This is a genomic window from Leisingera sp. ABD4_442 (genome assembly GCF_056160905.1).
In genome coordinates this window covers 30,106-56,057 of sequence record NZ_JBSWYB010000031.1, presented here as the reverse complement: position 1 = coordinate 56,057, position 25,952 = coordinate 30,106, and the positions used below count along the sequence as shown (strand labels likewise).

Below are 25,952 nucleotides of genomic sequence, written 5' to 3'. Positions count from 1 at the left end.
GCTTAAGGTCCCCCCCCCTTTTTCTTCCCCGAAAAAAAAAAAAGGTTTTTTTTCCCCTTTTTTTTTGTGTTTCCTCTTCCCCCCTCTTTTCTTTTGGCCCCCCCCCCCCCCCCCCCCCCCCCCGCGCCGTGCTTTAGCACGGCGCCGGACCCAAGGCTTGCGGTGCGGCATCTTTGATGCCGCGCCAAGGCGCGGGAGCCTTCCGCTCTGCCCGAAACGCAGCGGCAGGCTTGATCCGGCGCACGGCTGCAGCTCCAATACGCGGGACGCCCAGTTCAAGGGAGAGAGCCCATGCCGTCCGGCACAGAAACCGGCACCTTGCAAGTCAATGGCCAGCAGATCGCCTATACCCGCCGCGGCGAAGGCCCGCCGCTCTTGCTTCTGCACGGGTTCCCGCAGACCAAGGAAATGTGGGAGGAGAGCATCCCCGCCCTTGCCCGCCATTTCACCGTGGTGACAGCGGATCTGCGCGGCTATGGCGCCAGCACCAAACCCGAAGGCGTGGAGGCGATGAGCTTCCGCAATATGGCCGCCGACCAGCTGGCGCTGATGCACGCGCTGGGGCATCCCCGGTTTCACCTCGCAGGCCACGACCGCGGCGGCCGCACCGCGCACCGGCTGGCACTGGACGCGCCCGAAGCCGTTGCCAGCCTCACGGTGATGGACATCATTCCGACCCATCTGCTGCTGGACCAGCTGACGCAGCAGGTCGCCCGCGCCTATTACCACTGGTTCTTCCTGGCCCAGCCCGCGCCGCTGCCGGAGCGCATGATCAGCGCCGATCCGCAGGCCTATTTCGAAAGCTGCCTGCTGGGCTGGGGCGGCGCTGCGCTGGATGATTTCCCGCCTGCCGCACTGGCAGCCTACCGCCGTGCCTGGGCAGATCCGGCCTGCGTGCGCGCCATGTGCAACGACTACCGCGCCGCGATTGAAGTGGACTTCAACCACGATGCCCGTGACCTCACCCGCCAGGTACAATGCCCGGCACTGGTTCTCTACGGCGCCGATGGCGCCATGGCCCGGGCCTATGACGTCGCCGCCGCCTGGGTGCCGCACCTGCAGGACATAACCGCCCGCAGCCTGCCAGGCGGGCATTTCTTCATCGACAGCGCGCCACAGGATACTGCCGCCGCCCTTCTGGACTTTCTCAGGCGCCTGCCGCCCATGTAACAGCCTGTACAGCCCCTACCGCACGGGTTTGCGTTCGTTTTACGCACCCGGGTTAAGACTTGCTTATCGCTCTTGCCCTAGCCTGCCCTAGGGCGCGCGAGCCCAGGAAGACGGAGAGAGTAAATGGTTCAAAGCAGGTTCAAACGGCCGCCGGGATTTGAAGGCACTCAGACCGACCCGGAGGAAAGCTACCGCGCAGGCTACCAGCACGGCACCCGTGTGCTGCTGCGGTTTCTGGAGGCAAACGGGTCTCCGGACATGGAACGGCTGAGAAAGTGGATCAACACCGACCTGACAGAATGGCGCCACGATACCGGCGCCGACCCGGCGCCGCCTGCGCTCTGAAGCCGCTGCAGCCAACCGGCTGCTTGCCTGACCGGCCTCCGGCGGTCAGGCTGGCATCATGACACAAACGATTCTGACTGACAGCCCGCAGCTGGACGGTATCCTCGCCCTGGAAACCAGGGTTTGGGAGGCCATGGTTCTCGGCGACCAGCGTTTGGACGCGCAAGTCCTCTCGGAAGACTTTCTCGGCGTATACCCCAGCGGCTTTGCAAACAAGGCCGATCATTGCGGGCAGCTGGAAGATGGGCCGGTGATGGCGGAATACAAGCTGAGCGGCGCCCGCCTGCGCTGCATTGGCAGCACCGCGGCCCTCCTCTCCTACCGGGCGTCCTACCGGCCTGCCGGTTCGGAGGAGTGGAAGACCATGCTGATCTCATCGCTCTGGGAGAAAGACGGCGGGACCTGGCTCAACACATTCAGCCAGGACACCCCGGAAACAGGTGCCAGATTGAACGGCTAACAGCCAGCGGCTGCCAGGGCAGCTGTGAAGCTTCATTTCCAGGGAAGAAAGTGGCGCGGTTGACGGGGCTCGAACCCGCGACCCCCGGCGTGACAGGCCGGTACTCTAACCAACTGAGCTACAACCGCCCGCTGCGATCCAGCATCGCTGCTGAATGTTGGGCTGTAATATTCTCCGCCCCGGGACCCGTCAAGCGGTGTTTTGCCTTTTTCCAGACTTTCCCGGAAAAAAATGCGCCAGCCCGGCCAACACGCTGAAACAACGTGAAAAACACTTCCGCAGCAACGGCTTGCGTGAATATCGTCTTGATCCGGCGAGAGGGGGATGGTGGGTCGTGAGAGGCTCGAACTCCCGACATCTTCGGTGTAAACGAAGCTATAGGCACGCAGGCTATTGTTTTGTAGTCAATGGAGCTGTTTTTAAAGGGTGCGATTCCGGCGTTTTCGCAGTGTATGCCGGTTCACGCCAGTTCATGGAACCAGGGCGCACTTCGTAAATGTTGGCCGGACAGGGAATCGGGAGCAGTCAGTGAGTGGGAAACCCATCAAGGTAGAGAGACTGCCAGACGGCAAAGTGAGCGTGCGCAAGGGCTCAAGGCACAACGTGTTCGAAGAGGAACGCCGAGAGCCCTGGGCGGCCTAGTATTAGCAGATGTTCCATGAGCGCGGATACCCGGGCTATCTCAACATGGCCAAGGCTCTGCGCGAGCTGGCCCCGCTATGAAGGGCTGGCCCTGGACCGCTCCAGAGGATTTGCGCCAAGCGATGGAGGCCGCTGGGCATGATGGCTGGGAGGCACCAGTCCAAGCCTGGGCAAAGCGGCTCGGGCTGAAGCTCAAGATTCAGTGGTTCGCCGATCAGCAGCGCCGGCTTGTCACTCTGGACGAATACCGCGATCCGCCCAGCATCCAGACACGCTGGGTGTCTATCAAGGAATGGCTGGAGGTGCACGACAGCCGACACCTGGCGGGCTGCCGACGCGGCCGGAGATGGAGAGGTCAGATTTCGGACACTGACGGGCTGACACTCCTTACTTGGATGAACCTTTTACGGTTCCTCAACAATCCTATGCCAAAATCACCCTGAGAGTGGTCAATGCTCTCACTACCTTGCGAAGACCTGATAGATTGGGCGCCTCACCCCCGGGGCGCCCTTTTTATGTACCTTTGACGAAGCGTAAGCGCCCCCTTAACCATTTTCACCTAAAAAGAGAGCAAGGGGAAACCCGTTCTCCCTTGTCATCTAGGCAGATGATCCTGCGGGCGCTAGCAACACCGCCCGCAGGTCTCCTATTCTGGGCTCTCGTCTGCAGTTTTTATGGCTGCCAAGGCCTCATCACCCAGAGCCGTTCGAAGCACCACATCCACCTCCGGCAAGTAGGACGTCCACATAGGGGCGCCGTCCATCTTTGCGTTCGGCGGGTGTCCCTCGAACTCACATAGCGCCCGCGCCGCACGCTCACGGGTCGACTTTTCCTTAGGCATAGCCAACTCCTCATTCGCGGCAGAAGACTAGCACCAGGCGAGCCATCCCCAGACATAGAAAACGCCCGGCCGCCAGGGCCGGGTCGAATTGAAAGCTACCTGCTATCAGAATATGAAGTCGCCGGCGCTTAGATTGGAAACCCCTACACCTGTGAGGTGCATCTGATTGCCGTCCGCCGCTTGGCCACCTGTTCGTTCTTTAGCTTGCTTGAAGGTCCCTCCCCTACTGTGGACCTTTGACGAAGCGCAAACGCCAAAGCAACAGATCGCACGCACAAAGAGTGGGAGAGTATTGGCGCTCCCATTCACTCCTTCTAGGCCATTCAGGCCCGGCAGCACCCTAACCGCTTGCCGGGCCTGGTTCTTAGGTAGCGAGAACTTTTGCAAGACGTGTTAGCTGAACACGCTTCTCCTCTGGAAGGCTGTAAAAAACCCTGACGAGATCAGCGGCCTCCCTGGCCTCCAGAATTTCGGCCGAAAGGCTGCTACCAGCCGAGGCCCCTTCTGTCTCTTCCACACCTTCAAAGAAGTGGGTGATGTCCACTCCAAGAGCAGAAGCGATTTCCCAAAGACGTGACGCACTTACACGATTTTCGCCCTTCTCGTACTTCTGGATCTGCTGAAACTTTACGCCGACTTCAGACGCCAAATCTTGCTGATTTTTCCCAATGAGCCAACGCCGTTGGCGAATTCGCTTGCCAACGTGGACATCAACTGGATGCGGCATGTAGGCTTCTTTCTCTTTCAACTTTCGACGCTATCACACTATCCATAATTGAGCAGAAAACCACAACTTCCCGCGATAAGGAAAGACTATTGGGTCTGGCAGAAGGGCTGCACTTGGCGGAGCAGTTACCAGAACTCCAGTCGTCCGTCCGATGGTGGCTGTGCCGGGACAACGCCGTCATTCGTTGCAAGTGCTGCTAGTACAGCCAAGAGCGTCAGGTTTGTGCAAAGTGAGTGGCCGTAACAAACTTCATCCAAGATCCAGGGCGCCAAATTTCGCGAGGAGTGCTCGCCGGTGCTTCTGCCATTCCGACCCCCGAAGATCAATCCACCCATGCTCGGTGAATTCCTCGGCCGGATGAACCGCAAAACTTGGGGAAGGCACAAGGGAAATCTACGCCCACAGAGGTAATCTATATCACTAAAATTCGCGCAAAAGTGGAAAGATTTACGTTTTGTTTACTAAGGTCAGTTCAACTTATGTTCTACTCCAACAAGCCACTAAAGCGGGCCTTTAGAGCAAGCGCAATGGCACTTCAGGCAAGAACTCCTCGGGCACCCACGGGTGGGAAATCGTGGAGAAGTCACATGTCAAGCATCTTTGACGCCCCCGAGAAGTACAGTTGGGACAACATCGCTCCGATATCTAGCAATCGATTGCTAAAACTAAAGAAAAACCTGGAGTCTGGAAATGTCGAGATCATTGATCTCAGACCCCTCCCACAACAAGCTGACAAGTCTTTACCGCCTATTGACGAAGACTTGATAACAGGGATCGAGCGTCAGATCGAAGCGCGAGCCCGGCCTAAAGAGGTAAGAAGTATTGGCGAACAACATCTTAGAATAGTTGAAAAACCACGCCAACCTAAGCCCTGAAGCAAGCTCTGGTGGCCTCGGCGGACGCTGAAGTCACCAAGCATCTCGAACTCTGTTTTTGGAACCGAGATCGCAAACTACAATGGCAGCCTCTGCGGTAAGCCCATTAAGCTTCGGCTTTTTCTGAGCCCCCCCCTCTGTAGGGTACGTGACGTGACCGGCCGGGAGCCCTGCGATACACGCCCAAATTGGTTCACCGCTCCGCATCTCCAAGTATAGCACGAACTGCAACGACCTTCTGACATGTCGAGAATGTTTCTCGCCCCTAAAGGAGCAAAGTCTCTCCTTCTACCAGAGACAAAATTTCATCAACGGAAACTCCGGACAGAACCAGGCGTTCATCATCGGTCGAGATCGTGGTTGTAATTTCACCATCAACAGCGACTTTGTCGAATTTCAGAGACGAAACGTGATTGCTTCCCCAGGCTCTCAAGTCAAGAAGATCAAGTCCGACCTCAAAGTCGCCCAAAACATCCTGCTTTCCATCCGAAGTGAAAACAAAATGATCGGCGCCTTCGCCGCCGAAAACTGTGTCACGGCCTGATCCATCGTAGATTTTGTCCGAACCTTCTCCACCGTTTATGTAATCACTTCCTCTTCCGCCATCGATGGTATCATTGCTCTCTCCACCATCAAGCAGATCACCTCCAACACCGCCGTCAATTTTGTCGCGCCCCTTTCCTCCTAGGATGTTGTCGCGACCAGCGCCACCATCAAGCGTGTCATCCCAGGTTCCGCCGGAAATAGTATCACTTCGCCTTCCACCGTAGATCAAATCTCGTCCGTTTCCACCTTCTAGCCGATCCTTTCCACCTTCACCCATGATCGTGTCATGCCATGCTCCACCCATAACGGTGTCATTGCCCGCGCCCCCAACAATTTTGTCTTTACCGGCCCCCCCCTGAAGCACGTCCCGTCCCTTTCCACCGTGCAGGTAGTCGCGCCCGACGCCGCCATTGATAGTATCATTTCCCTCCTCACCAAAAAGCCGGTCAGCAGCAGAATTCCCATCAAAATAATCGTCGCCTGCACGGCCATAGATAACGTCCTTGCTATCGCTTCCATCGATATGGTCGTCACCATCTCCGATTCTAGTAAATTCGATGAAGTTCAGTGCCCAGGGATCTAGGGAGATTACCACAGTCCCATCGTCAGACGTGGAGCTCTCGCCGTTGATCACAACCGGATCAGCTCTATGGTCGGCGCCACCTTTACCGCCATCAGTGAGCATAGTAGATTTGATGAAGTACAGGTCATCACCTACGATCTCTGAAAAATCAAGCTTGAAACTATCGCGGGTTTCACCGCCACGGTCGGAAGCAATAAATGAGAACTCATCATCATTCCCGAAACCATGCACATCAACTTCACTCTCCAGTGACCAGTCGAGAACTGGTGATTTACCAACAAGCCTATCGCGCATTTGGGAAAATGTTTCACCAGCAATCGTCAAGTTCTCCTGCTCAACATCCGTCAATGTAATGCTTTGTGTGGTGTCAAAAGTGAGCGGCCAAATTTGGGAAACATCGATTCCATGGGTGATTTGCTCATAAAACATCTCAACCAACATCGATGCATGTTCAAGTCCGCGCGCATTTTCTCCGTAGTAGTTCGAATTCCACTCTGTGACATGAAACGAAACCGGGTCCATAGAATCCGAACGGTCCAGAAGATCGACAAAACGGTCATATTGAGAGAACATAAAAGCGTTCTCTTCATCAACAGCATCCAGCCCCGTACTTACATAGTAATGCTGAAGAACACCATCTACTAAGTCAGCCGACTCAGGCACACGATTAATTTGCTCTACCAGGTCTCGAACTTGATAATAGGCGCTTCCCTGTCCATCTACTTGAGTTGTGATAAAACCTTTTGGGACTTCACCATCAAATTCTTTCTCTATGTAGTCCTGGGAGTAAATTCCGTACATATCCTTTTCAGGATCGATATAAACGATGGTGTCCTCTCGTGGCGAGTATACCGCAGACGCTGACGACGTTCCTTGCACAACGAGATCAGGCGCCTTCAGATCATTCCGTTCGTAAAAATTCGCAATCACCGGCAGAAGGTTCGCCACGAGGTAGCCATACTCGGAGGCTGTCATCTCGCCAGACCCCCAAAATTCGTTTCCCAATTCAATCGCAGAGATTCTCACGCCGTTCGCAGAGGACTCACGAACGACCGCTTCCAGAAAGGTCTCCAGATCATTCAGGTATTCATCGCTAATCTCTTCACGGCTCCCGTAACTGCCATCGCGCATTGCCTTCGCAGCGCTTTTCTCAAAACCTGTCCGAGTTGGGATCACAATCGAAACTGAAAGCTCAGACTTGCCGGCCTGTTCAAACATCTCGTCCATGGGCAGAAGATCCTGAACCCTCTGTGTTGTTGACAAATCAGCGTTGGGGTTCGCCATGTCAAAATAATATTCGGTAGCGGCTCCTCCAGGATATCGAAGATTGGTGATCCCCATCTCTTCAACCAGCGAGGACAGGTTGGACGATGGGTCGACATACTCTTCGTCGTAGATTGTTACGAGATTAACGCCGAAGTGATCTTCGGTTACCTTATTACCAGTATTATAGTCAGTTTCGTCCCTAACGATATGCGTCACCATACGAGCCACCCACTGTAAATTTTCACGATTTGTTCCCATCGGAAAACTGGCCGAGATATATTACCGAAACAATAACGGCCTAACGGGTAAAATCACGCACTTACCATTTACAAGGCTTCAATATTTTTTCGAAAAATACTCACATTATCAATTACAATGCTCCAAAAACTTTATCCCTATTTTTGAAAAATCGTCAAACCCACAAATTTGAAACACAATTATCCACACCTCTAGAAAACCTCCATCGCCAACCCAAGTACGAATATTTCGGAATACGGTAGAACCCACCGACGGAGTCTAGCCAATACGCAGGAAAACTCTCGCCTGCTGTTCCATCAATAAATTTCCGTGAGAGTCTTGAGTGACGAGCAATCGATGCGTAAGAACTTTTTGGGGATGTTAACAAGCCACCTCACAGAGATGAGGAAGTGCGAATATCTCATACGAACTTTTGAGGCTCATGTTCTCCCGCGCAGAGTGATCGAAAGTCGCAACCTTTCGGCAGTATAGACAGCACTGCGCGCACTCAGAGGGCCAACCTTAACCCTTACCGATTGCCCGAATATCTGCACGCATGCCTCAATTATCCGCAAGGCGCTGTTCGCGACGTGCTGCCCGTGCGAAGACTTAGCAGGTGACCAATGACTGCCATGGGCTCTTTCGAACTTTGCGACAGGGTAGCAATCAGGCTCCCTGCCCGCCACCTTGCATCTCCATCCCCGAAGTTGCACGGCAATACCTGCCAGTGTAACCCGTTCTCCTTTGATGGATCTTGGGCCAACCCTAAACACTTCATCAACCATTTTCCCGCTAAAAGCGTAGGAGGGATTTCAAGCTCCCTTTCTACCTTCAAGGTCAGGCAGGCCCAGCAACACCCTAACCTGTTGCTGGGCCTTGCCCCGGTCCAGAAACGACAAAAGGCCCCAGTTTTCACCGGGGCCTTTCCTTTGCGCGCGCAGTGCGGCTCAGCGGATGCGCGCCAACAGGCCGGTTGCGATCCCCTTGCGGAGCGAGCCGAGGCCAAGGGCGTTCATGACCACAAGTGCCCAGCTATCGGTGACATCGATCCCGGGGACATCGATCCCCAGGCCGCGTTCAACGAGAACACTCAGCAGGATCATGGCTGCAATGATGTACGTCTTCTTGCCTTCAAGCATGTGCTTTCCTTTCGTCAGGCTTCATTGGTGGAGAGGACAGCGCCGCTGGCATCGAGGAGAGGCAGCGGGCGCTGATAGGAGGCGGACCAAGCTTTCGGCCAGCGCAGGGCAAGCTTTCGTCGCCCCGAAATCCAACTGTCGCGGACAGAATCCTGCTGGTTGCCCCCACGCACGCGAAACCGGTTGAGCGCAGGATCGTAACCGACCGCAAAGCCGACATGCCCACCCTTGCCACGGGTGAAGCTGATGACGGCCCCGTAAACCTTGCCGCAAGCGATACCGTAGTGGGCGAAGTTGCGCGCCCAGTACGGATTGCGCTCAAGGGCATCCGGCAATGGCTCGCCGGGCAGCGCCAATTCCAGCGCAGTGATCGCGGCATCGCCGCACCAGGGGTAAACCGCCGGATCTCCCAGCGTGGAACCGTCCGACGCCAGCCAGGCGCGCAGCTCAGCGTTGTCGTGTTTCTCATGCAGGCCCATCACCTTGCCGATTTCCACCAGCCACGGCGGCTCTGGCGCGGTGTCTGGCCCAAAGCGGCGCGGGGATTGATCCTCGACGGCATTCTCCAGCCGCTCCAGCGTGATGGGGCCGACGTAGAACCGGGCGCGGAGCCCCTGCCCTTGCTTGAATGCGATCACCGCGGCCTGCGTTTTCGGCCCGGCAATTCCGTCAACCCGGCCGGAATAATGGCCAAGCGTCTTCAGCGCGCGCTGGAGCCAGCGCACGTCATAGCTATGCAATGTCATGGGAACCTCAGTTCAGTTTTTCAGGAAGGATCAGGGCTTAGCCTTGGCGATCCACTTGCTCAGAAGGGCCTCAGCACCCCGCGGCCCGATGTAGGCGGCGAAGGCCACAATGCCGGTGGATACCGGCTGGCCGACTTCCAGATAGCTGGCGATACTTTCGCCAATGATAGCCATCCCGACCGCAACCGGGATTTCCCACAGCAGTTCCGGGCCGAAAAAGCGCCGGGCGCCTTTGCGCACCTCGCCGGAATGCCACATCAGACGGCCCACAGTGGCGCCGATCAGAGTTGTGAATGCCCCGCCGGTCCAGGAGGACAGCCAGGCCACAAAACCAGTTTCATCCATGGGCCACCTCTCAGAACGCTGCGGCGAGTTCGGCCACGCCCGGCGGCACGTCAGGCCAGTTGCCGTCAACCTTCGCCGCGCGCATGGCATGGATCCAGGCCACGCCAGAGCGGAAAATTTGCAGCTGAGTTTCATCCAGAGCCCCCGCTGCCGCAGCAGCCGCAAGGTTCATCTGCGCGGTTTCATCTGCCACAGCCAGGATGCGCTGCCGGCACTCGGCCTTGCGCTCCCGGGCCTGCCCCGTTGCCGCCGCTGCCGCCTTTGCCTCTGCCGTGATCACCTGCGAAAAGTCGATGTTGCTCATTCTGCCTGCTCCTCTTCAGCTTCTTCAGCCACGTTGTGCAGCGGCACTGGCACCGGCCCATCGGCGCTGACAGTCACCGGCTGCGGGAACTTGGTCTCCTGCGGGGCATTGGCGCCGTGCGGCAGGATCAGCGTCAGGCTGGTCACGTCGCCGTTGCGCTCCACATCCGAGACCAGCCATTCGCACGGCACCGCAGAGAGCGGCAGCGTTGCGCCATCGGGCAAAGGACCGAAGTCAAAAACCTCGCCGTTTATGGTCAAGGCATCGCCTTGCCTGGAAACAGTCAGCACGTCATCCCGGCGGACTGGGGACCAATTGATTTCGAACATGGGAACCTCCGTTATTTCCAGCGGCCAATTGCCATCAATGACACGCCCAATCCGTCCAACCTTGCGGCGCTGGTGTTCCAAAGGTTGAAGCTGACGCTTGAAACGGAGGGCGGGCGAACAGAGCAAAAGCACGCATTAGCGCTGGAGCGCGGCGCAGCCGTTACCGCAAGCCCGGCAGTTGTTGAGAAAGGCGCCGGGAAGGTCCAAGAGCTATCCACCGTGTCGCTGGTAGTTGAAGTGACTTTGGTGCAAATCAGCGTCCCGTCCGGGAATTTCACATATTCGCCGTTGGCGTTACTGTCCCGCTCCGGCTCGAAGCTGATCCAGTCAGTGGGCACCCCGCTAGCGAACCGCCGGTAAAGCAGCGGGCCATTGCCACGCTGCCAAAGCTGAAACGCTCCGGGGTTTCCTGTGCCCTCGCCACGCTGCACATGCAGAAGCGCGCCGTTCACGGGAGTCTCAGACCCGGTTCCGGCGGTATTCGCATCGGTTGTATAGAAACCGCTTGGAATACCATCAGAAATGTCATTCCCGGGCGGCGGTGAGGTGCTTTTGGCACCAAGCCCGAAGGCCCCAACCGGCATTAACTTTCCAGCGGTCGAATCTGTCAGGCTCGCCATCACCTGGAAGAAGTCCTCAGCGGACAGCCCCTCTTGTTCGGCAATGTGAGTGCCGACCAGCCAGGAGAACAGCGCCAGAGAGTGAGCGTTGAAGTTCGCTGGATCGTTCAGGCTTGGCAGCGTCGGTGCCGGAGTGAATGAAATCGTCATGTCAGACCCTCAATTTCGAGTGAAACAGTAGATTTCCCCTTCTTCTTCAGGGGGATTTCGTAATCTTGGAAGAGCCCGAAGGAGATGGCGGCATAGTCTGCAACCAGATCCTCGTGGGCGAAATATACGGCCGCCGTGTCGCGCAGGCTGTCCAGCTCCCGCTTCACCCGGGCGGCGTCATTGGCGGTCATCGAGAAGGTGAAGTTGACCGGATCAGACTTGGCGCGGCTGACAATCATCCAGTTGCCGAAGGCGTCCTGCTCTTTGGTGCTGAATGAGGTGAGTCCGATAGTGGTCCCCTCATGCGTCACTCCCAGAGAGACGATTTTCCCAAGGGAGATTTCACCCACCCTGGCAATGCAGGAACCGTTCCCGATGGTAATATCGATGCGGTATCCGGGCAGCGCGGTGAGGTCTGCAAACATGGCCAGCGTTTTGAACTGGTCCAGATCGGTCGTGAAGAAGGAAAACCAGTCTACGATATCCCCGTCCTCAACGAGGTCCAGCGTCCTGTCGTAAACCTCTGCAAGGGCCGCGTCGAGCACCTGGACCCGGACCTGAGCTGCGCTCAGATTGAAGAAAGCTATCCCCGTGACCAGCTTGTTCGTCGTGATCGAATAGGTGATGCTGCCGGCGTTTGAGGTCTGGTCAGCCAACACCCCATCAAAGGCCTTCCAGCGGTTCGTTGCGCTGATCTCCAGCCACCAAGTGCCGTCGTCGGCGGCTGGATCGTTGCCCTGGTTTCCGCCCTGCACGCTCTCATAGACGCGGTGCGCAACCGTATCGATCACCCGCTCCTGCGCCGCATAGGTCGTGCCAGCGACCCATGCGGCATGATCGTCTTCAGCCACGTTGGACGCGGTAAGAAGCGCGTCTGTCATCGGAATTGGCTTGATGATTTTCATTCTGCCACCTGTGTCACTTTGAGCGAACCGGGGTCTTTGCTGAACTTGGTCAGCGCATCGCCGCTGCGCTTTGCGTGCTTGATGCTGGCGATCATGAGCTGCTGGATCGTATCTTCGAGGCTTTCGATCCGCTCGTTTGCTTTGCGGAGCTCTTTCACGACTTCGCGGTTATCGAGCATCGCCTTGGTTTCTGCCGGGTTGTAGATCCGGGACGGGGCCACCATCTCGATGTCGTTTTCCCCAACGCGGGCAAGGCCACCCCGGTGCGTGCCGCCGTTGGCAAAGGCCGGGATGTCTCCTAGATCCCGAACCTGTTTGCGCAGTGCTGCAACACGCGCCTCCGCCTTCCCGACGCTCGTGTTGGTCGAGCGAAACACTGAGCCGATGGCATCCGTGCCAAACTCGGTGCGCAGGGCTTTCTTGAAGCCGGCAACATCGCCGCCGCTGTAGTAGTCGAAGGAAGAGACAATGCGCCCCGCATCGTTGACGGACACACTCCCCTTCTGCCCGACGAGCCCGATGCCGTACTGGCTGCGCAGCGCGTTGAACTCATCGACCACGCCCTGGGCCTGCTGCGCCCGCGCGGCCGCATCGGCCCCCTTCACCTGCAGCCCGGCAATCTTCAGCGCGCTCTCCCGCTGTTCCCGGTCCGCATTCACCGCGTCCCGCAGCTCGCCCAGCATGCCGCGGAGCTTGTTGATCGGCGACACCAGATCCTGCACGCCGGTTTTCAGGCCCTTGAAGGCTTGGTCAGTGGTGAGCTTAACCCCACCGCCGAAGGTGATCTTGCCGTTACCTTCGGTGCCGATCAGATCCTGCAGCCGGCTGATCCGGCTGATCGCCTTTTTGCTGTCTCCCTCTAGCGCGACGTTCACACGCCGGGTCAGGGATGCATTGCGGGTCAGCAGCATATGGCGCGTGTCCGCGTCCAGATCCTTGGCCAGCGTCAGGTTCAGATCCCGGTGCAGGCCGCCAGTGGTTTCCAGCACCAGGCGCCGGGTGCCCTTGTCCAGATCGTTGCGCAGAACGAAGTCCAGCGCGGAGACGTGCTCTGAAGCCGCATTGGTGGCGATCCACTTGTCGGCCGGGCTCAGCTCATCATTGCGGATGACAAAATCCAGCGTCGTGCGCAGGCCTACGTCCGCGCTGTCCACCAGGCGCTGCACCCAGCGCGGGGCATCGTCTGCCAGAGACACGGCCACATCGAGGCGCCCAACGAGATCATCATAGCTGAAGGCCTCGGCATTGCGGATTGCATCCTCCAGCGCGCCTAGAGAGCTTTCGAAAGCCTCCACCGTGCCGTCCCAGTCTTCGGTGAGCGCCTTCACACCGTCGCCGAGTTCGGCCACCTGATCGCTGGTCAGCCCTTCAAGCTGCAGGAACCGGCCCAGGCCGGTCAGAACCTCAATCTGCTGCTCATAGAGGCCGCGCAGCACATCGTCATTGGCACCTTCCAGATCGGCAATCCCCGCCAGGAAACTCACCTGCCCCTGCACCTGCGCGGCAATCCGGCGGTATTCCAGAGAGCTGGTGGCGTTTGCCCGGGCGCTCTCCAGATAGGCCTTGGCCAGCGCCGGCACATCCCGGGCGGCGTCCACATCACCGCCGCGGGCCATGTCAAAGGCGGTTTCGAACCGGCCCCGGTTCACAGCCGCTGCCTGGCTTGCGCTGGCCGCGGTCAGATCGGTGTTCAGCAGATCCGACAGGAAGCCGCGCAGCGTGGCTGCCGTGCGATACCATAGAGACGCAGACTGCTCGGAGATCCGCGCCATGTCCTGCGCCGCGGCGCGCTGCGCGCCAATCTCGCCGCCGATGCCGTCAACCAGCCCCTGCATAGCCTCGGTATAGGCCGCAACCTTGGGCAGCACCTGATCCATGCCAGCCGACAGCTGCAACAGCTCCGCATAGAGTGCCTGCCCGGAGGCTGAAGTCAGATCGATGCTTTCGACCAGATCACGGAACTCCGCGCGGCTTTGCGGGAGGGCGATACCCAGCTCACCAAACTGGCCTTGCAGCTGCTCCAGCGTGCGGCGGCGCAGCGTCGCCTCCTTCTCCGCCTCCGAATAGAAGGCCGAGAAATAGGCATTGGCCGCCGACAGCATTTGCTCCTGTCCGCCGAAGGCCTCAATCAGACCGGACGCGGCCTGGCCGCCCATGACGCTGGCTTCAAACGCGGTGGCGTTCAGCAGGTCCAGCATGTCGTTGACGGCCATCAGGCCACCGGCCAGGCGCGACAGCGTCTCACTGGCTGTCTCGCCAGAGCGGGCCACATCGTAGCCCTTGAGGATCACCTCAGCCATAGAGTCCGAGACCGCCCCCATGTGGCTGGCGAACTCCTCCTGGATCTCCTCCTGCGACTTGCCGTTCACCCAGACCGAAAAATGATCGCCTTCGATCTTGCTAATCCCCCTGGACCTGAGGCCAAGGGCAGCAGCCATATCCCGAAGACCGGCCACCTGAAGCTGCATCGCCTCATCAAGGGCCGCCTCGATCTCGCTATCAACGGCGCTGCGGGTCCACTTGTCGCCGCGCAAGAAGCCGCCCTTGTAGTGGGTGAACTTGTTGCCGGTGAAGCCTTCGGCGTCAAAGGTGCCCTCAAAGCCCTCGCCGTTGTATTTCCGGGAGAAGGCCTTTTTCAGGAGGGCCGCGGCGCCAATGATGATGCCAAGCGCCGGAAGTGCAGCGCCCGCCGCGCCTGCAGAGAGCCCGACACTGCCGCCCGCCAGCCCGCCAAGGGTTGCAAAGGACGCGCCGAGGCCGCCGCCGCTCAGGATGCCGCCCAGGCCGGAAACGAAACCCGGAACCGCCCCTGCCAGTTTAGTCAAAGTGCTGCCGCCGCTGAGAAGGTCGAAGATACCGCTTTCTCCGCTGCCCAGCAGTCCACCGGCTGCCTGCGTTGCGATCCCGGAGCCGCCACCGAGGCCCAAGCCGATCAGGATCTTGTTCCGGGCCGCAAGCGCGATCATCTGCGCCAGCATTCCGGTGAAACTGTCGAGGACGGCGTCCGCAAAGCCTTTGAAATCACGAAAGCCGCGCGCGATGAAATCGCCCCAGGCGTTCGAAATGCCATCAAGGCCGCCAACAAGGATGCCCGCTTTCTTTGTGCCCAGCTCTTCTGCGGTATCGGCGGCATCCTTCATCGCATCCGCGAAAGCCTCGGCTTCGGTTTTGGCCTTCTTCAGCCCTTTGCCAGCCTTCTTGCCACCCTTGCCGAGATCCTTGAGGGCCTTGTTCAGGGCGTTTGCAGCATCTGCGCCATTGTCGGTAGAGTCTGCCGTTCCTTCTACCTGCGCACGGAGTTTGGCTGCAGCCTCTTTCGCCGCACCGAAACCAGTAACGAAGGCGTCTGACGCCTCTTCTGCAAGAACAATTGAGCGCTCTGCCGCATCCCCCGAGGCCTTAAGGAAAGCGGTTACAGCCTCATCGGCTGAAGCACCACTCAGACCCATCATCTGAAGAAAGTCGCGCCACTGGCCAGATAGTGTCGCCATAAGGTTGAGGAAATCGGACTTCACCAACTCCCATACTGAAGCCAGAGAAGAAGGAATGGCACTTGCGCTGGTTTTGATGCCATCCCATACGCCGGATGCCACCTCTCCGAGCAGCTCCAGGGCCTCACCCCAGCCACCGGTTGCTTTGACCAGATCCAGGAGCTTCCCGATCAAAACCCCCGCCCCGACCACCAGCACGCCAACGCCGGAAGCAATAAGCGCACCACGCAGTGTGACGAGAGAGGTGATCCATGCACCGGTAGCTGTCACGGCGCCAAAAACCGCTGGCGCATAGGCCGTCGCCACTGCAATGCCAGCTGCAGTTACCACCCCAATCACGCTATTAAAGTTATCGCTCAGGATACCAGCACCGGCAGCCAAGACCTCAACAGCCGGAACTCCAACTGTTAGAATTACTTGACCCGCTTGGGTGGCTAGGTTGGTGAACTTTCCAAAGGCCGCATTCAATCTCTGGTCAAGTCCCGCTGCAACCTTTCCAAAGGCCTCATCTGTTGCACCGGCCTTGTCGCCCATGTCTGCCATGATGTCTGCAAAGGTCTGACCAGCAGCCCCGGAAAACGCCAGAACCGCATTCAGCGCTTCGACAGAGCCAAACAGCTGCGTCATCGCATCCGTGCTGCCACCGGTGGCATTGACGACGTCAGCCAGGAAGCGCTCCAAGCCCTTGGCCTGGAGAGCGTTTGCCGAGAACTCAAGCCCTAAGGCCTTTGCTGCGTCGGCGGCCTGTTTCGACGGCTGCAAGATCCCTGTGATAGCGGCTCGAAGACCAGTCGTCGCCATGGCAGTTGATTGGCCCTGAGTGGTCAAAGCAGAGACACCGGCAATCATCTCGTCAAACGACACGCCTGCGGCGCTGGCGATAGGAACAATCTGCCCCATCTGCGCGGACCGCTCGCCGATTGTGGTTTTGCCTGCCTTCATGCCGATGAACATGGCATCTGACGCCTCGGCAGCAGTCAGCCCGGTTGCGCTGTATGCGTTCACTGCAGTGGTCAGGGCATCGACGCCCGTCGTGATATCGGTCACACCGCCGATGGCCAGCCGGTTTGACTGGTCGAGAATTTTGGCTGCGGCCTCGACGCTATCAGCGCCAGCAGAAATTGCCTGATAGAACGCCTTGACCTGCTGTGTTGCGTCACCCCCGAAAGTCGCGGCCATCCGGCGCGCCTCTTGCTCCACAAGGCTCATTTCGGCCCGCGTTCCCGCAATCAGAGTGGAGGTTTCCGCCATGGCCGCCTGGAAGCCCCTCGCCTGGGCCACGGCTTGCTGCGCGGAGGCGAAGCCCGCCAACCCGACAGCCACAGCGCCGATAGCCTTCCCTAAGGCTGAAGCCGCGGCGGTGGCGCCACCTACCGACCTACCAAGGCGCCTGACCTCGTCACTCGCACGGCCGGAGGAGCGTTCCAGCTTGTCAGCTGCGCCAGACGCGTTGCGGCCAGCACGCACGAAGCCGCCAAGATCGTCTCGGGCGCGGACGACTTGGCGGGTGTCAACAGCGATACCGAGGCGTGCAAAATCGGTCATGATCACCTCATGATTGCAGGGGGCCTCGCATCCTCATAGGTTGCGGGGCAGAATTGGGAGATTTTGATGAAGAGATTCTTGGCTGCCCTATCAGGGCTTTTTGTTGTGGCGGCGTGTAGCGCGCCAGAATTCACTCAAGAGCAAGCCGCATCAATGACGAATATGCAGCTCTGTCAGGCCTACGCTTACGCCAAAGAGTTCAACGACGCACAACGCTTAAATCGCTCGAAACATGAGCTAAAACAGCGGCGAGCAGTGTCGGATCGTGACCTTTCAGATATGGCAAAAGGTATGATCCGCACCGGAATGAAAGATTTCGTCGCAGTTTGCTCTTGGGGCCCTTACCGCAAGATCAACGCCTCAGGCGGATCCTACGGTGAGACGGCACAGTTTGTGATGAGCCCGCAGGGAACCTATGTTTACACCCGCAATGGTAAAGTTACATCCTGGCAGCAGAGCTACTGAGGGGGCAGCCCAGCCCCGGAAAGGCTGGGCTTTTGCCTTAGGCGACCGCTTCGAGAGTGGCCGTGATGGTGTCTAGGATGCCGGCGAACTCGTCCGTGATCATACCTTCGAACAGATGGCTGTAGTCATCCTTGAACCATTGCAGCTGCGCCAAGGCGCCTGCGGTGGTCTGCGCCAGAGTGTTGCAGATCTTCTTGCCCAAGGCTTCGCGCGCGTCCCAAGCGCTTTGATACTCAGGTGTTCCGTCCTCGGTCTTTTCCCATTCGGCATCAGCGGCTCGCCACTGCACCAGCCACACTGGGTGCGGATCGACTGGAGCGGCCTGGGCGAAGGAGCCGGCAAATCCGGCAACCGGGACGGCGACCGCGGCGGCGATCAAGCTTCTGCGATGCATCATGCCGCACCGCCTTCCCGGTGACGGTGGATTGCGGACTGCAGTCGGCGCTTTGCGTTCTTTGACAGCCGCTTGGCTTTTTCGGATGCCTCATATTTAGCCTTGGAGTGCTCCAGCATCTCCCGCCAGGCGGGCGTGTCGCGCTCAACGTAGTCGATGCTGAGGCCGGCCTTGTAATCGTCATAGGCTTCGTTCAGCTCTGCCGCCGCGTGCTTTGCTTCGCGCTCCAGGCGGTCAGCTTCAATCGCTTTTTCCGCGACTACGAGGAGGCCGGTTAGCTGCTTCACATCGATCATTTCGAAGCCTCCAGCTTGGGCGCAGTGGCGTTGGCATTGAGTGCAATCGCAACGCTGTGGGTTGCGCGCTTTGTCTCCTGGTAGCACTCGCTGAAACCATCGCTGGCGGCTTCACTCATATTCTGTTCGGCCAGCGCTTCGATAAGGCCGGTTGCCATCAGCTCCACACTGGTCATGCCGTCACGAGCGTTTTTAACACCACGCTCTTCACGAAGCTGCTTTGGCGTCATGCCGGTTGCAGCCTTGGCAACAACCTTGGAGCAATTCATGAAGTGATGCGGTTTCATGCAGCCATGGTCGCGCAAGGAGTCTGTGAAATCTTTCCGGATTGCCTTCCCATCTTGGCGCAACATCTGCCGACGCTGCTCCCCGCTGGAGTTCTGCCGAACCAGCTGCTCCAGCTCTTCCCAGCGATCCACCAAGCGAGCTGTGAACTCAGGGCTGAGCTGGGCAACCACCACATAGGTGTCCCGCTTTTCCAAGCGATACACAGAGGTTGTGCGCTTCCGGCCCATTGCATCTGTACCTTGTTCGTCCGCCATTGGCGGCTGAACAATTACGCCACGATCCGCGAGACGTTTGATGCTGCGCTTCACGTCATCGTGGCGGCTTTCAACCAACTCAGCAATCTCGAGGCTGGACATTGTGAGCGGCTCAGCATTGAAGCCGCTATCGATCAGTGTTATCCTGCGCATTGGATAATCCTTTCGTGAGAGTTTGGGTTTTCATTGAAGCCGTCGAGAGTTGCCGCTCTCGGCGGTTTCGTTTTTGGACCTTCTTACGTGTTCTCATTCATCTACTTGCTCCATCAGTGCATACTACGAAAAGGCGTTGTTTTGTTGCCATTCATCGGAGTGGATTCGTGGATTCAAGTCAATATTTGCAGAGATAACATCCACAGAATTCTCATAAGCACCTGTTAATTATAAACATTTACCTTGAAAACCATCCACACCCTAAGACTGTTCTTGTGCGGCGGCCTCCTGGGACTTCCACCCTGCCCCCTTCTTGAGGCAGTGAACAATTTCGCCACTGTAAGAACGGTCGTTCTCAATCGCGCGAACTTTCAGCATCTTTCGCAGGCTGACAGGCACCGAGATGGTAATCCTGGCTTCTTCCTCTTGTTCCATTGCGGACCCTTTCACTAAATTGGTGATGCGCTCAATATGCATTTCACCAATTTGGTGCGCAACCTTTTTCTTGCCCCTCGTTCACTTTTTTGGTGATAAGCAAATATGGCCAAGCAAGACGAATACACCCGGTACACGATCCGCATCCCCACCCCGCTATATGAGCGGGTGAAATCGGCTGCCGGAGAAAAGTCGGTAAACGCTCAGATCATTGAGGATTTGGAGGAGAAGTACCCAGCTCCAACCAAAGAAGAGCTTGTTGAGAATATCTTGTCGGCGATGTCCGCCCTTGCAGAGCTCTATGAAAAAGACATCCCACCTGCAACTCGTAGAGGGATTATGGAGGATGTGGTCTCAACTCTCATTCCCGACCCCAATGACAGTCAGGATTTCGACAGAGATGAATATCTGGATTCAATCGACTATGAAAAAGCTGAGTTCCCAATAACCAGCGTGTCCGTAGGTGGCCTAGAAGGAAAGCTCTCCGCATCTCCTGCCGAACCCACACCACACCACACCAAGCCGAAGCACGACTCTTCCACGGACTGAAGGTTAAGTCACCGCTGACTTACTCCCTCTCCAGAGGCGCCATTGTCAGTGCTTCAGCGCCCTTGCGCTTCTCGGATAGATATTCCTGGCTCATCCGCACCAGCGCCTGAACTTCCCATGCGCTGGCGATTTCCGGGCTGTTCCGGGCGTAGGCATCAACCTCCGCCCACGACAGCGACGCCTCATCCATGGCGCCCGGCATGGACGGGCCAACCTCAAGGAAGGCCCGCCAGATCATGTCCTGGTATTCGCTCAACTCGGGAAATGGCGGCTCCTGCCCTGCATCCAAGTATACTTGGATGCGCCGGGGTTCCGTGCGCTCAATACTGCCATCGGGCTTTTTGACCTCGATAGCGCTGTGCAGGAACCCCAGCTGCTGGGCCGCGAGGATCAGCTGTTGACGATTTCCCGCGTGAAATTGCCCTTGTCGCCCAAAAAAGCGTCGATACCCTCCATGATCCAGGTGCGGGTGCTGAACAGCTTCAGCGCGTTCTCCCGCGAGAATTCCAAAGGCGCGGGCTGGATTTCCGGGTTATCCAGATCGGCGTCCTCGATATAGCTCACGCGGCGCCAGCCGGTGCAGAGTTTTGAGTAGAACTCCGCACGGGCCAGTTCGCTGTCCTCGGCAGCGTCGATCATGTCCTGGACGCTCATGGACGCGCTCTTGCGCTTGCCTTTGCTCTTCTTGTCCATCTTGCGGACCATCGCAGCGGCCGCGCGGCGGCCGGCATCGCTTTCAAGGCCCAGGAAATCCATCTCGATTGCCTCGCCGTTGTCGAACAGCGGCTCGCCGTCGAATTCAACCTGCCAGGTTGCGCCCTGCTCTGCGTCGCGGCGGGTGTTGATGCGTGCAAATGCGGTCATAGATCTTTCTCCGTGGTGGTGATGTGTGGATCTCGTGGTTGCATGATGCGGGGCGGGCGCGACCACGAACGCTGCCCGCCCCAGTCCCGGCCGGGATTAGGCGACAGCGGTCGTGACTTCGATTTCGTTCTGCGAGAACATCACCTTGGCCCCGGCGTGGCTGCTGTCCGTCGCTTCGTTCTTGTCGAAATCGCTCAGGACGCCCTGAGCGTACTCAACAACGTCGCCAGACTCCGCGGTCGGGTAGCCGTCCGCCCCCTTGGCGCCGCTCGCTTCAACGATCTTGAACGAGCACAGGCCCCGGGGATCACGGGCGATCTGCTCAAGCAGGACCTGGCCTGGATCAGTCCCGGAATCGGGCTCAGCCACAGCAAAGGTGCTGTCATTGAACTCAGCAATGCCCTTGACGGTTTCTTTGACCCCTTTGGAAAGATCCGGGATCTTGTCCTTACTGTGGGTGACGCCAAAAGTGGGGAAGCCCTGCAGGCCTTTGACCAGAACAAAGGTGCCGTCGATGGCACCGAAGCCGGCGGCATCATTCGTTGCAGGAAGGGAGCTCGATACATAGAGCAGAGTGTTCAAGTGGTTACGCGGCATAGTGTTTCTCCATGCGTAAAGACCCCGCTCACGGGGCTGTTTCAGTTCAGGTTGTGGGGGTTGCCCGCCTTACCCCGCGGGCGGATGGGGTTAGCCGGTGCGGCTGGTGGTTTCGTCGGCGAGCTTCCAGCCTTTTTCAAGCCAGGGGCCCGTTTCGTTTTCGGGCACAGTCGCCCTCGCGCCAATGGCGCCATTCCGGCGATGGGCATTCACCAGGAAAACCAGCTTTGCAGGGGCCGGTGCCTTGAGGTTTTTTGTTCTGCGGGTGGTGGGTTTCTTTGCAGTCATGCCATGCTCCAATAGCTGATCCTGATGGGCGTTTCCCAGCGGCCGCCCTCCTGCCGCCCCGGCCGCACGGTGTGACCGGTTATTGTAACCTTGGTCGAATTCATCTGAAGGCGCTGGCCGCGCCTGAAATAGGCGGCAATCTCGCCTGCCTTGCGCTTAGTCACCGCCTCGTACTGGCCGAGGTCAGAAACAAGCGTCAGGTAAAGAAAGCCCTTCCGGTCCATCACGTCAGAGCAGAGGTCCAGTGGAACGTTGTCGTTGGGCACGTGCGACACGCGGATGTGCTCTGCTTCGGGCTGATCTCCGCCCTTTTGCGGCCAGAGGAACGGGTACGGCAGAGCCGCTTCAACAATCTCCGCCTGCGCCATCAGCGCCGTATGAAGGTCGCTCTCGGGATTGCTCATACTTGCACCAATTCTAAGCCGGCCTGCGTGGCGATTTGCTGGAACTGCTGGACAGTGAGCCCGACCATGCCCGCCGGGGCCTGCCCGGAATAGCCATCTTCAAGCCGCTGGATGTATGGGAGGTTGTTGGCGAGGTAGATCACATCGCCAGCCTTCAGGCCTGCCGCCGCGGCGTCTGCTGCGCTGATAGTGGCGGATCCACTCTTGTCTTCCAGCTCCAGCACGCCATCCGGAACGCTGCCGATTGCAACCTGCCAATTCGCCCGGGCCCGGCCCGATTCCACCGGCGTATTCAGAATGACCCGGCTGAACATCTCCAAGGCGATTTTGCGAAAAGCCAGATCCATCTTGTGTTCCGTCTCGCCCGCAAAGGCGGCAATCTGGTCCCCGAAGTTCATCAGCGCGCGCCTCTGCAGATCATGTCGTAAAGCGCAGTTTCGCCACCTGAGGCCACCCGTCCCAGCTTCGCAATGGTCAGCGCGCCGCGGTCGCAAACAACCTTGTCTTGCGCAGTGATCTCGATGCCGATGGGCTCCACGATCACCTGCAGGTCACCTGCTAGGATGTTGGTCCCGTCGATACGGTCGGAACCGATCTCAAACACCGCCATGCGAGCGGGAACCGGATCGGGCGCCGCGCCGGCCGCCCCGCCGGTGACATCGGACGGCCCGCCTCCGGTGACATGCGTCGGCTGCTGAATGAATCCGGTTTGGAGCGCGTCGGGCTGCTTCTGCTCGATCAGATCGAAGGCGCGTTTGGCGTGCTGGCGAATAGTCGTCATCCGCGGATCATCCTCGCCTGGCCCGGGCCCGCCCCGAGGTATGGGCGCAGCAGCCCCTCCACAGCCTTGATCCGGTCTGGATTGGCCGGCTGAGAGTCACCGCCGATAGTAATCGGGCCTACTTTGATGGTTTCGGACGTGCTGCTGTCACCACTGGCGAAAGGATCCAGGCCGCCTTGGATCAGGTACGCCAGCTCGCACTGGGCGTCTTTCACGCGCTGCGGGACGCCATCCCAGCCAGTGCGCGGGAATGCTCCGGCCTGATCCGCACTGACCGGCTCGCCCAGATAGGTCCACAGCCGGTTCAGGGCCTGGAAAGCGCGGCGCAGGTTGATCTCATCAGCGGCATCATCCCCGCCCATGGTCCAGCCAATTGCCACGCCATAACCCTGATAAGCTGCCAGGGCCACATAGGTGTCAGCGTCAGCAACGCCCGTGCCGTCTTCCAGGGTCAGGGTCATTCGTCCCACCACTCCACTTTGCGAAGCCTCTTGGAGAGGCCGGAATTGCACATCAGATGCGTGCCGTAGTCGTGGCAAACGAAGCGGCGGCCGATCATGCCGTAACTCGCTCGCTTCGTGTCTGTCAGCCAAACAGGCAGCTTTTCAGGGAACCTCTTGGCCGGTTCCGTTTTCCTCTGGATCAGCACCAGCCCGCAGGGTGAAATACTGATGCATGGGGCCAGCCACTCCAGCCCGTGCGGCATGAACTGGGCATCCTGCCAGACCTGCCATTCAGCGATGTTCTGAAAGGATTGCGCGCCGTTTTCGATCTTCACCACAAGACTGTCGTCATACGCGCAGTGGTAGACCTGCCGGGAAGACCCTGCGGCGATCTGGTCACCGCAGAGCATCCGGAAAACCTCCACCTCAACGGTGGACTTAAAATGACCGTCAAGCATCCGGGAACAGGATGGCGGCCAGCTGGTCGCGCAGCTCGGCCACGCCGCCCTCGGGCTTTTCCACGCCGTTCACCTTCAGCAGCTTCACGACGCCTGCTTTCGGCAGTTTGGCAATGTCCTCGCGCGACTGCGGGTCCGGATCTGCACTCTCGTCCTTGCAGGCCGGATCGAAGCGGGCATCAATTATCTTGAAGCCGCTTTCGCGCAGCTCTTTTTTGCGCTCCGGCGACACCGGGTGTTTTTCATAGGCAATTTTCATGGCAGTTCTCCTTGGTGGCTTGAGAAAGGGGCCGGATCCCCGGCCCCTCAAAAAGCCGCCTTACTGGTCGGCATCCGCCACAGCGATCACGCCCGCGGTCATCTTGTCGAACTCGGCAATCTTGTCCCAGTTCGAGCCAGTGGCGATTTCAGCATCGGAGGGCGATGCGCCGCCGTTGGCCTCATCCCAGCCGTATCCCTTCAAGCCGAGGGAGAACGAGTAATCCGCCTGGAAGGTGGTTTCGATCCGCTCTTTGCCGTTGGAGGTTTGAACGTTGGTGATGATGTCCGATGAGTTGCCAACAGTCGCGGCACCCGGCACCAGGCCCAGAACCTTCGACTTATTGGGGGTGCCCGCCTCGTAGAGTGCCGGCGCATCGGTGATGATGACCGCCTTGCCCAGGATGTCGATCACGTTGACGTTGCCAGCCTGGAACAAGCGTTCACCGTTGGCCAGGTTGTCACCGATCAGCTTGTGGGCGACAGTACCGGTCATCACGTCGGCAGCGATCTGGCCAGAGGTGTCACCAAACTTGGCGTGAGCCGAGTTGATCACGCCATAGGTCATCCCCGCAGAACCGGAGACATCATTGGTGACGGCCGTGTTGTTCTCAAGCGCAGCCACCAGGGCAGCAATTGCCGTGTTCAGCTGATCCTGCAGCAGCAGTTCTGCAAAGGCTGTGGCAGCGGCAGTGACGCCCTGCTGGGTCGGGCGCTGCAGCCAGGTCATCTGCGACGGCTCATAACGCACCGGGCCGAAGCCGCCTGCGATTTTCACTTTGGACCCGGTCAGCTCGGTCAGATCGGTTGGCGAGGCGTTGCCGTTTGAGCCCTTGCGGTCGACCCGGCGCTGCGCAGCTGCCAGCGACGCAAAGAAGGTTTCACGCAGGAAATCACCCGTCATGCCCTCGCTGGAAAGGATGATGGTTCCGGCCGACCCCGCGTTGAACTTGCCGATCATCTGATCAAGCGAAATGATAGTGGCAGGCATGATGAAGTTATTGAATACCTGCATGTGCGACAGCGACATTGCTGCTCTCCTTTACTTTTCGGGCAGGTCCGAGAAACCCGGAACCTTTGCCGCAAATGGGTTGTCGTGATCAGGCTTCCCGCCTGCGCTTTCTGGAGGCTTCCCGCCGCCGCCCTTGCCCTCGTCCACAACAAGGAAGGGGTTTCCTTCGGCCAGCTCTTTGGCCAGATCGGCGAGGGTTGCCCCGCCGTCAGCACCATTCCCGATCATCGGGCTGGAGCCGTCTTTCGTCATGATTTTCGGCGAACCATCGTCATGGAATTTGATCCGCGACGAAGAATAACCCGCCAGCATGTCGATCCCGTCCGGGATGACGCCGGCCTTTGCGAGTTCGGCTTTCAGCTCGGAGATCGCAATGCCGTTCTGCAGCTTACTGAACTTCTGATCGCGCGCGGTCAGCTCGCCCGCGTGATCTTCTTCCATCTGCTTGATCTTGGCCTGGAACTGCTCGGTCTTGTCGTTGCCGCGCGACGCCTCTTTCAAGGCTTCATCATGGCCCGCAAATTTCTCGGCGATCTCTTCCGGCGTGCCGAGCTTGGAATACTTGCTGACGTTCTCGCGCTCTTTGACAAGCGCCGATTTCAGGCCGTTCACGTCTGCGTCGTGCTGCATGCCGTCCACTTGCAGAATGAACTTCCCGTCCTTCTCCGCGTACAAGGGCTGCAAGGCTTCGTTCACGCCCTCGAGCGTGTCCAGTACTGCTTTCAATGTCATGGTTTAGCTTCCCGC

At 58.6% G+C, this 25,952-nt stretch carries 33 protein-coding genes and 1 tRNA gene; 7 read left to right on the top strand and 27 right to left on the bottom strand.

What is annotated here, in order from left to right; genetic code table 11:
• Nucleotides 1–291 precede the first annotated feature (291 nt).
• From ACXAHG_RS18515 to ACXAHG_RS18505, 3 genes are all read left to right on the top strand, one after another.
• Nucleotides 292–1,170: an alpha/beta fold hydrolase gene (locus ACXAHG_RS18515; protein WP_475059703.1), complete on the top strand. Its 879-nt coding sequence runs from the start codon at nucleotides 292–294 to the stop codon at nucleotides 1,168–1,170.
• 123 nt (nucleotides 1,171–1,293) lie between these two features.
• A complete protein-coding gene (locus tag ACXAHG_RS18510) occupies nucleotides 1,294–1,515 on the top strand; it encodes a hypothetical protein (protein WP_475043837.1) in 222 nt (73 codons plus the stop codon).
• A 58-nt stretch (nucleotides 1,516–1,573) separates the two neighbouring features.
• The gene (locus tag ACXAHG_RS18505) at nucleotides 1,574–1,975 is read left to right on the top strand and encodes a nuclear transport factor 2 family protein (RefSeq protein WP_475059700.1); all 402 of its coding nucleotides are present in this window, start codon (nucleotides 1,574–1,576) and stop codon (nucleotides 1,973–1,975) included.
• A 51-nt stretch (nucleotides 1,976–2,026) separates the two neighbouring features.
• Here ACXAHG_RS18505 and ACXAHG_RS18500 read toward each other — a convergent pair.
• A tRNA-Asp gene (locus ACXAHG_RS18500) sits at nucleotides 2,027–2,103 on the bottom strand.
• A gap of 591 nt (nucleotides 2,104–2,694) precedes the next feature.
• Here ACXAHG_RS18500 and ACXAHG_RS18495 point away from each other — a divergent pair.
• Nucleotides 2,695–3,060 (top strand): hypothetical protein, encoded by a 366-nt coding sequence (locus ACXAHG_RS18495; protein WP_475059698.1) that lies wholly within the window; start codon nucleotides 2,695–2,697, stop codon nucleotides 3,058–3,060.
• Between the two features lie 762 nt (nucleotides 3,061–3,822).
• On the opposite strand, the gene ACXAHG_RS18490 is transcribed toward ACXAHG_RS18495, so the two are convergent.
• The gene (locus ACXAHG_RS18490) at nucleotides 3,823–4,185 is read right to left on the bottom strand and encodes a helix-turn-helix domain-containing protein (RefSeq protein ID WP_475059708.1); all 363 of its coding nucleotides are present in this window, start codon (nucleotides 4,183–4,185) and stop codon (nucleotides 3,823–3,825) included.
• A gap of 587 nt (nucleotides 4,186–4,772) precedes the next feature.
• Between ACXAHG_RS18490 and ACXAHG_RS18485 the strand changes: the two genes are divergently transcribed.
• Nucleotides 4,773–5,060, top strand: coding sequence for a hypothetical protein (locus tag ACXAHG_RS18485; RefSeq protein WP_475059696.1), 288 nt, complete (start codon nucleotides 4,773–4,775; stop codon nucleotides 5,058–5,060).
• Nucleotides 5,061–5,325: 265 nt separating this feature from the next.
• Here ACXAHG_RS18485 and ACXAHG_RS18480 read toward each other — a convergent pair whose 3' ends face one another.
• From ACXAHG_RS18480 to ACXAHG_RS18440, 9 genes are all read right to left on the bottom strand, one after another.
• The gene (locus ACXAHG_RS18480; RefSeq protein ID WP_475059693.1) at nucleotides 5,326–7,674 is read right to left on the bottom strand and encodes a calcium-binding protein; all 2,349 of its coding nucleotides are present in this window, start codon (nucleotides 7,672–7,674) and stop codon (nucleotides 5,326–5,328) included.
• A gap of 965 nt (nucleotides 7,675–8,639) precedes the next feature.
• The gene (locus ACXAHG_RS18475) at nucleotides 8,640–8,831 is read right to left on the bottom strand and encodes a hypothetical protein (RefSeq protein ID WP_475059691.1); all 192 of its coding nucleotides are present in this window, start codon (nucleotides 8,829–8,831) and stop codon (nucleotides 8,640–8,642) included.
• Nucleotides 8,832–8,845: 14 nt separating this feature from the next.
• On the bottom strand, nucleotides 8,846–9,577 hold the full coding sequence (locus ACXAHG_RS18470) for an NlpC/P60 family protein (RefSeq protein ID WP_475059688.1): 732 nt from the start codon (nucleotides 9,575–9,577) through the stop codon (nucleotides 8,846–8,848).
• Nucleotides 9,578–9,607: 30 nt separating this feature from the next.
• Nucleotides 9,608–9,922 (bottom strand): phage holin family protein, encoded by a 315-nt coding sequence (locus ACXAHG_RS18465; RefSeq protein ID WP_475059686.1) that lies wholly within the window; start codon nucleotides 9,920–9,922, stop codon nucleotides 9,608–9,610.
• 10 nt (nucleotides 9,923–9,932) lie between these two features.
• Nucleotides 9,933–10,226 (bottom strand): hypothetical protein, encoded by a 294-nt coding sequence (locus ACXAHG_RS18460; protein WP_475059684.1) that lies wholly within the window; start codon nucleotides 10,224–10,226, stop codon nucleotides 9,933–9,935.
• Nucleotides 10,223–10,555, bottom strand: a complete 333-nt coding sequence (locus ACXAHG_RS18455) for a hypothetical protein (RefSeq protein ID WP_475059681.1) — start codon at nucleotides 10,553–10,555, stop codon at nucleotides 10,223–10,225. Before ACXAHG_RS18455 ends, ACXAHG_RS18460 begins: the two co-directional genes overlap by 4 nt.
• 11 nt (nucleotides 10,556–10,566) lie before the next feature.
• A complete protein-coding gene (locus ACXAHG_RS18450; protein ID WP_475059679.1) occupies nucleotides 10,567–11,325 on the bottom strand; it encodes a hypothetical protein in 759 nt (252 codons plus the stop codon).
• Nucleotides 11,322–12,230 carry a hypothetical protein gene (locus tag ACXAHG_RS18445; RefSeq protein WP_475059677.1) on the bottom strand — a complete coding sequence of 303 codons (909 nt, stop codon included), beginning with the start codon at nucleotides 12,228–12,230 and terminating at the stop codon, nucleotides 11,322–11,324. Before ACXAHG_RS18445 ends, ACXAHG_RS18450 begins: the two co-directional genes overlap by 4 nt.
• On the bottom strand, nucleotides 12,227–17,266 hold the full coding sequence (locus tag ACXAHG_RS18440; protein WP_475059675.1) for a phage tail tape measure protein: 5,040 nt from the start codon (nucleotides 17,264–17,266) through the stop codon (nucleotides 12,227–12,229). The genes ACXAHG_RS18445 and ACXAHG_RS18440 overlap by 4 nt, the downstream gene beginning before the upstream one ends.
• 66 nt (nucleotides 17,267–17,332) lie before the next feature.
• On the opposite strand from ACXAHG_RS18440, the gene ACXAHG_RS18435 reads away from it, so the two are divergent.
• The gene (locus ACXAHG_RS18435; RefSeq protein ID WP_475059672.1) at nucleotides 17,333–17,731 is read left to right on the top strand and encodes a hypothetical protein; all 399 of its coding nucleotides are present in this window, start codon (nucleotides 17,333–17,335) and stop codon (nucleotides 17,729–17,731) included.
• 37 nt (nucleotides 17,732–17,768) lie between these two features.
• On the opposite strand, the gene ACXAHG_RS18430 is transcribed toward ACXAHG_RS18435, so the two are convergent.
• The 4 genes from ACXAHG_RS18430 to ACXAHG_RS18415 form a co-directional block, all read right to left on the bottom strand.
• Nucleotides 17,769–18,128: a hypothetical protein gene (locus tag ACXAHG_RS18430; RefSeq protein ID WP_475059670.1), complete on the bottom strand. Its 360-nt coding sequence runs from the start codon at nucleotides 18,126–18,128 to the stop codon at nucleotides 17,769–17,771.
• Nucleotides 18,125–18,421, bottom strand: coding sequence for a hypothetical protein (locus ACXAHG_RS18425; RefSeq protein WP_475059668.1), 297 nt, complete (start codon nucleotides 18,419–18,421; stop codon nucleotides 18,125–18,127). Before ACXAHG_RS18425 ends, ACXAHG_RS18430 begins: the two co-directional genes overlap by 4 nt.
• Nucleotides 18,418–19,116, bottom strand: a complete 699-nt coding sequence (locus tag ACXAHG_RS18420) for a Rha family transcriptional regulator (RefSeq protein WP_475059666.1) — start codon at nucleotides 19,114–19,116, stop codon at nucleotides 18,418–18,420. Before ACXAHG_RS18420 ends, ACXAHG_RS18425 begins: the two co-directional genes overlap by 4 nt.
• A gap of 261 nt (nucleotides 19,117–19,377) precedes the next feature.
• Nucleotides 19,378–19,593, bottom strand: a complete 216-nt coding sequence (locus ACXAHG_RS18415; protein ID WP_475059665.1) for a hypothetical protein — start codon at nucleotides 19,591–19,593, stop codon at nucleotides 19,378–19,380.
• 63 nt (nucleotides 19,594–19,656) lie between these two features.
• Between ACXAHG_RS18415 and ACXAHG_RS18410 the strand changes: the two genes are divergently transcribed.
• Nucleotides 19,657–20,100, top strand: coding sequence for a ubiquitin family protein (locus tag ACXAHG_RS18410; protein WP_475059663.1), 444 nt, complete (start codon nucleotides 19,657–19,659; stop codon nucleotides 20,098–20,100).
• Between the two features lie 19 nt (nucleotides 20,101–20,119).
• On the opposite strand, the gene ACXAHG_RS18405 is transcribed toward ACXAHG_RS18410, so the two are convergent.
• From ACXAHG_RS18405 to ACXAHG_RS18350, 12 genes are all read right to left on the bottom strand, one after another.
• Nucleotides 20,120–20,356 (bottom strand): hypothetical protein, encoded by a 237-nt coding sequence (locus tag ACXAHG_RS18405; RefSeq protein WP_475059661.1) that lies wholly within the window; start codon nucleotides 20,354–20,356, stop codon nucleotides 20,120–20,122.
• Between the two features lie 134 nt (nucleotides 20,357–20,490).
• On the bottom strand, nucleotides 20,491–20,964 hold the full coding sequence (locus ACXAHG_RS18400) for a hypothetical protein (RefSeq protein ID WP_475059659.1): 474 nt from the start codon (nucleotides 20,962–20,964) through the stop codon (nucleotides 20,491–20,493).
• A 96-nt stretch (nucleotides 20,965–21,060) separates the two neighbouring features.
• Nucleotides 21,061–21,546, bottom strand: coding sequence for a hypothetical protein (locus tag ACXAHG_RS18395; RefSeq protein WP_475059657.1), 486 nt, complete (start codon nucleotides 21,544–21,546; stop codon nucleotides 21,061–21,063).
• Between the two features lie 105 nt (nucleotides 21,547–21,651).
• Nucleotides 21,652–21,861: a hypothetical protein gene (locus ACXAHG_RS18390; RefSeq protein ID WP_475059654.1), complete on the bottom strand. Its 210-nt coding sequence runs from the start codon at nucleotides 21,859–21,861 to the stop codon at nucleotides 21,652–21,654.
• Complete coding sequence (locus tag ACXAHG_RS18385) at nucleotides 21,846–22,253, bottom strand: DUF4128 domain-containing protein (protein WP_475059652.1); 408 nt, start codon at nucleotides 22,251–22,253, stop codon at nucleotides 21,846–21,848. Before ACXAHG_RS18385 ends, ACXAHG_RS18390 begins: the two co-directional genes overlap by 16 nt.
• The gene (locus ACXAHG_RS18380) at nucleotides 22,250–22,651 is read right to left on the bottom strand and encodes a hypothetical protein (protein ID WP_475059651.1); all 402 of its coding nucleotides are present in this window, start codon (nucleotides 22,649–22,651) and stop codon (nucleotides 22,250–22,252) included. Before ACXAHG_RS18380 ends, ACXAHG_RS18385 begins: the two co-directional genes overlap by 4 nt.
• Nucleotides 22,651–23,034, bottom strand: coding sequence for a hypothetical protein (locus ACXAHG_RS18375; protein WP_475059648.1), 384 nt, complete (start codon nucleotides 23,032–23,034; stop codon nucleotides 22,651–22,653). The genes ACXAHG_RS18380 and ACXAHG_RS18375 overlap by 1 nt, the downstream gene beginning before the upstream one ends.
• Entirely contained in the window at nucleotides 23,031–23,495 is a 465-nt protein-coding gene (locus ACXAHG_RS18370) for a DnaT-like ssDNA-binding protein (protein WP_475059646.1), read from the bottom strand. Before ACXAHG_RS18370 ends, ACXAHG_RS18375 begins: the two co-directional genes overlap by 4 nt.
• The gene (locus ACXAHG_RS18365; protein ID WP_475059644.1) at nucleotides 23,492–23,935 is read right to left on the bottom strand and encodes a hypothetical protein; all 444 of its coding nucleotides are present in this window, start codon (nucleotides 23,933–23,935) and stop codon (nucleotides 23,492–23,494) included. The genes ACXAHG_RS18370 and ACXAHG_RS18365 overlap by 4 nt, the downstream gene beginning before the upstream one ends.
• Complete coding sequence (locus ACXAHG_RS18360; protein ID WP_475059642.1) at nucleotides 23,928–24,194, bottom strand: hypothetical protein; 267 nt, start codon at nucleotides 24,192–24,194, stop codon at nucleotides 23,928–23,930. The genes ACXAHG_RS18365 and ACXAHG_RS18360 overlap by 8 nt, the downstream gene beginning before the upstream one ends.
• Before the next feature lie 60 nt (nucleotides 24,195–24,254).
• Nucleotides 24,255–25,223: a major capsid protein gene (locus ACXAHG_RS18355; protein ID WP_475059640.1), complete on the bottom strand. Its 969-nt coding sequence runs from the start codon at nucleotides 25,221–25,223 to the stop codon at nucleotides 24,255–24,257.
• Between the two features lie 12 nt (nucleotides 25,224–25,235).
• Entirely contained in the window at nucleotides 25,236–25,937 is a 702-nt protein-coding gene (locus ACXAHG_RS18350) for a hypothetical protein (RefSeq protein WP_475059637.1), read from the bottom strand.
• Nucleotides 25,938–25,952: the final 15 nt, after the last annotated feature.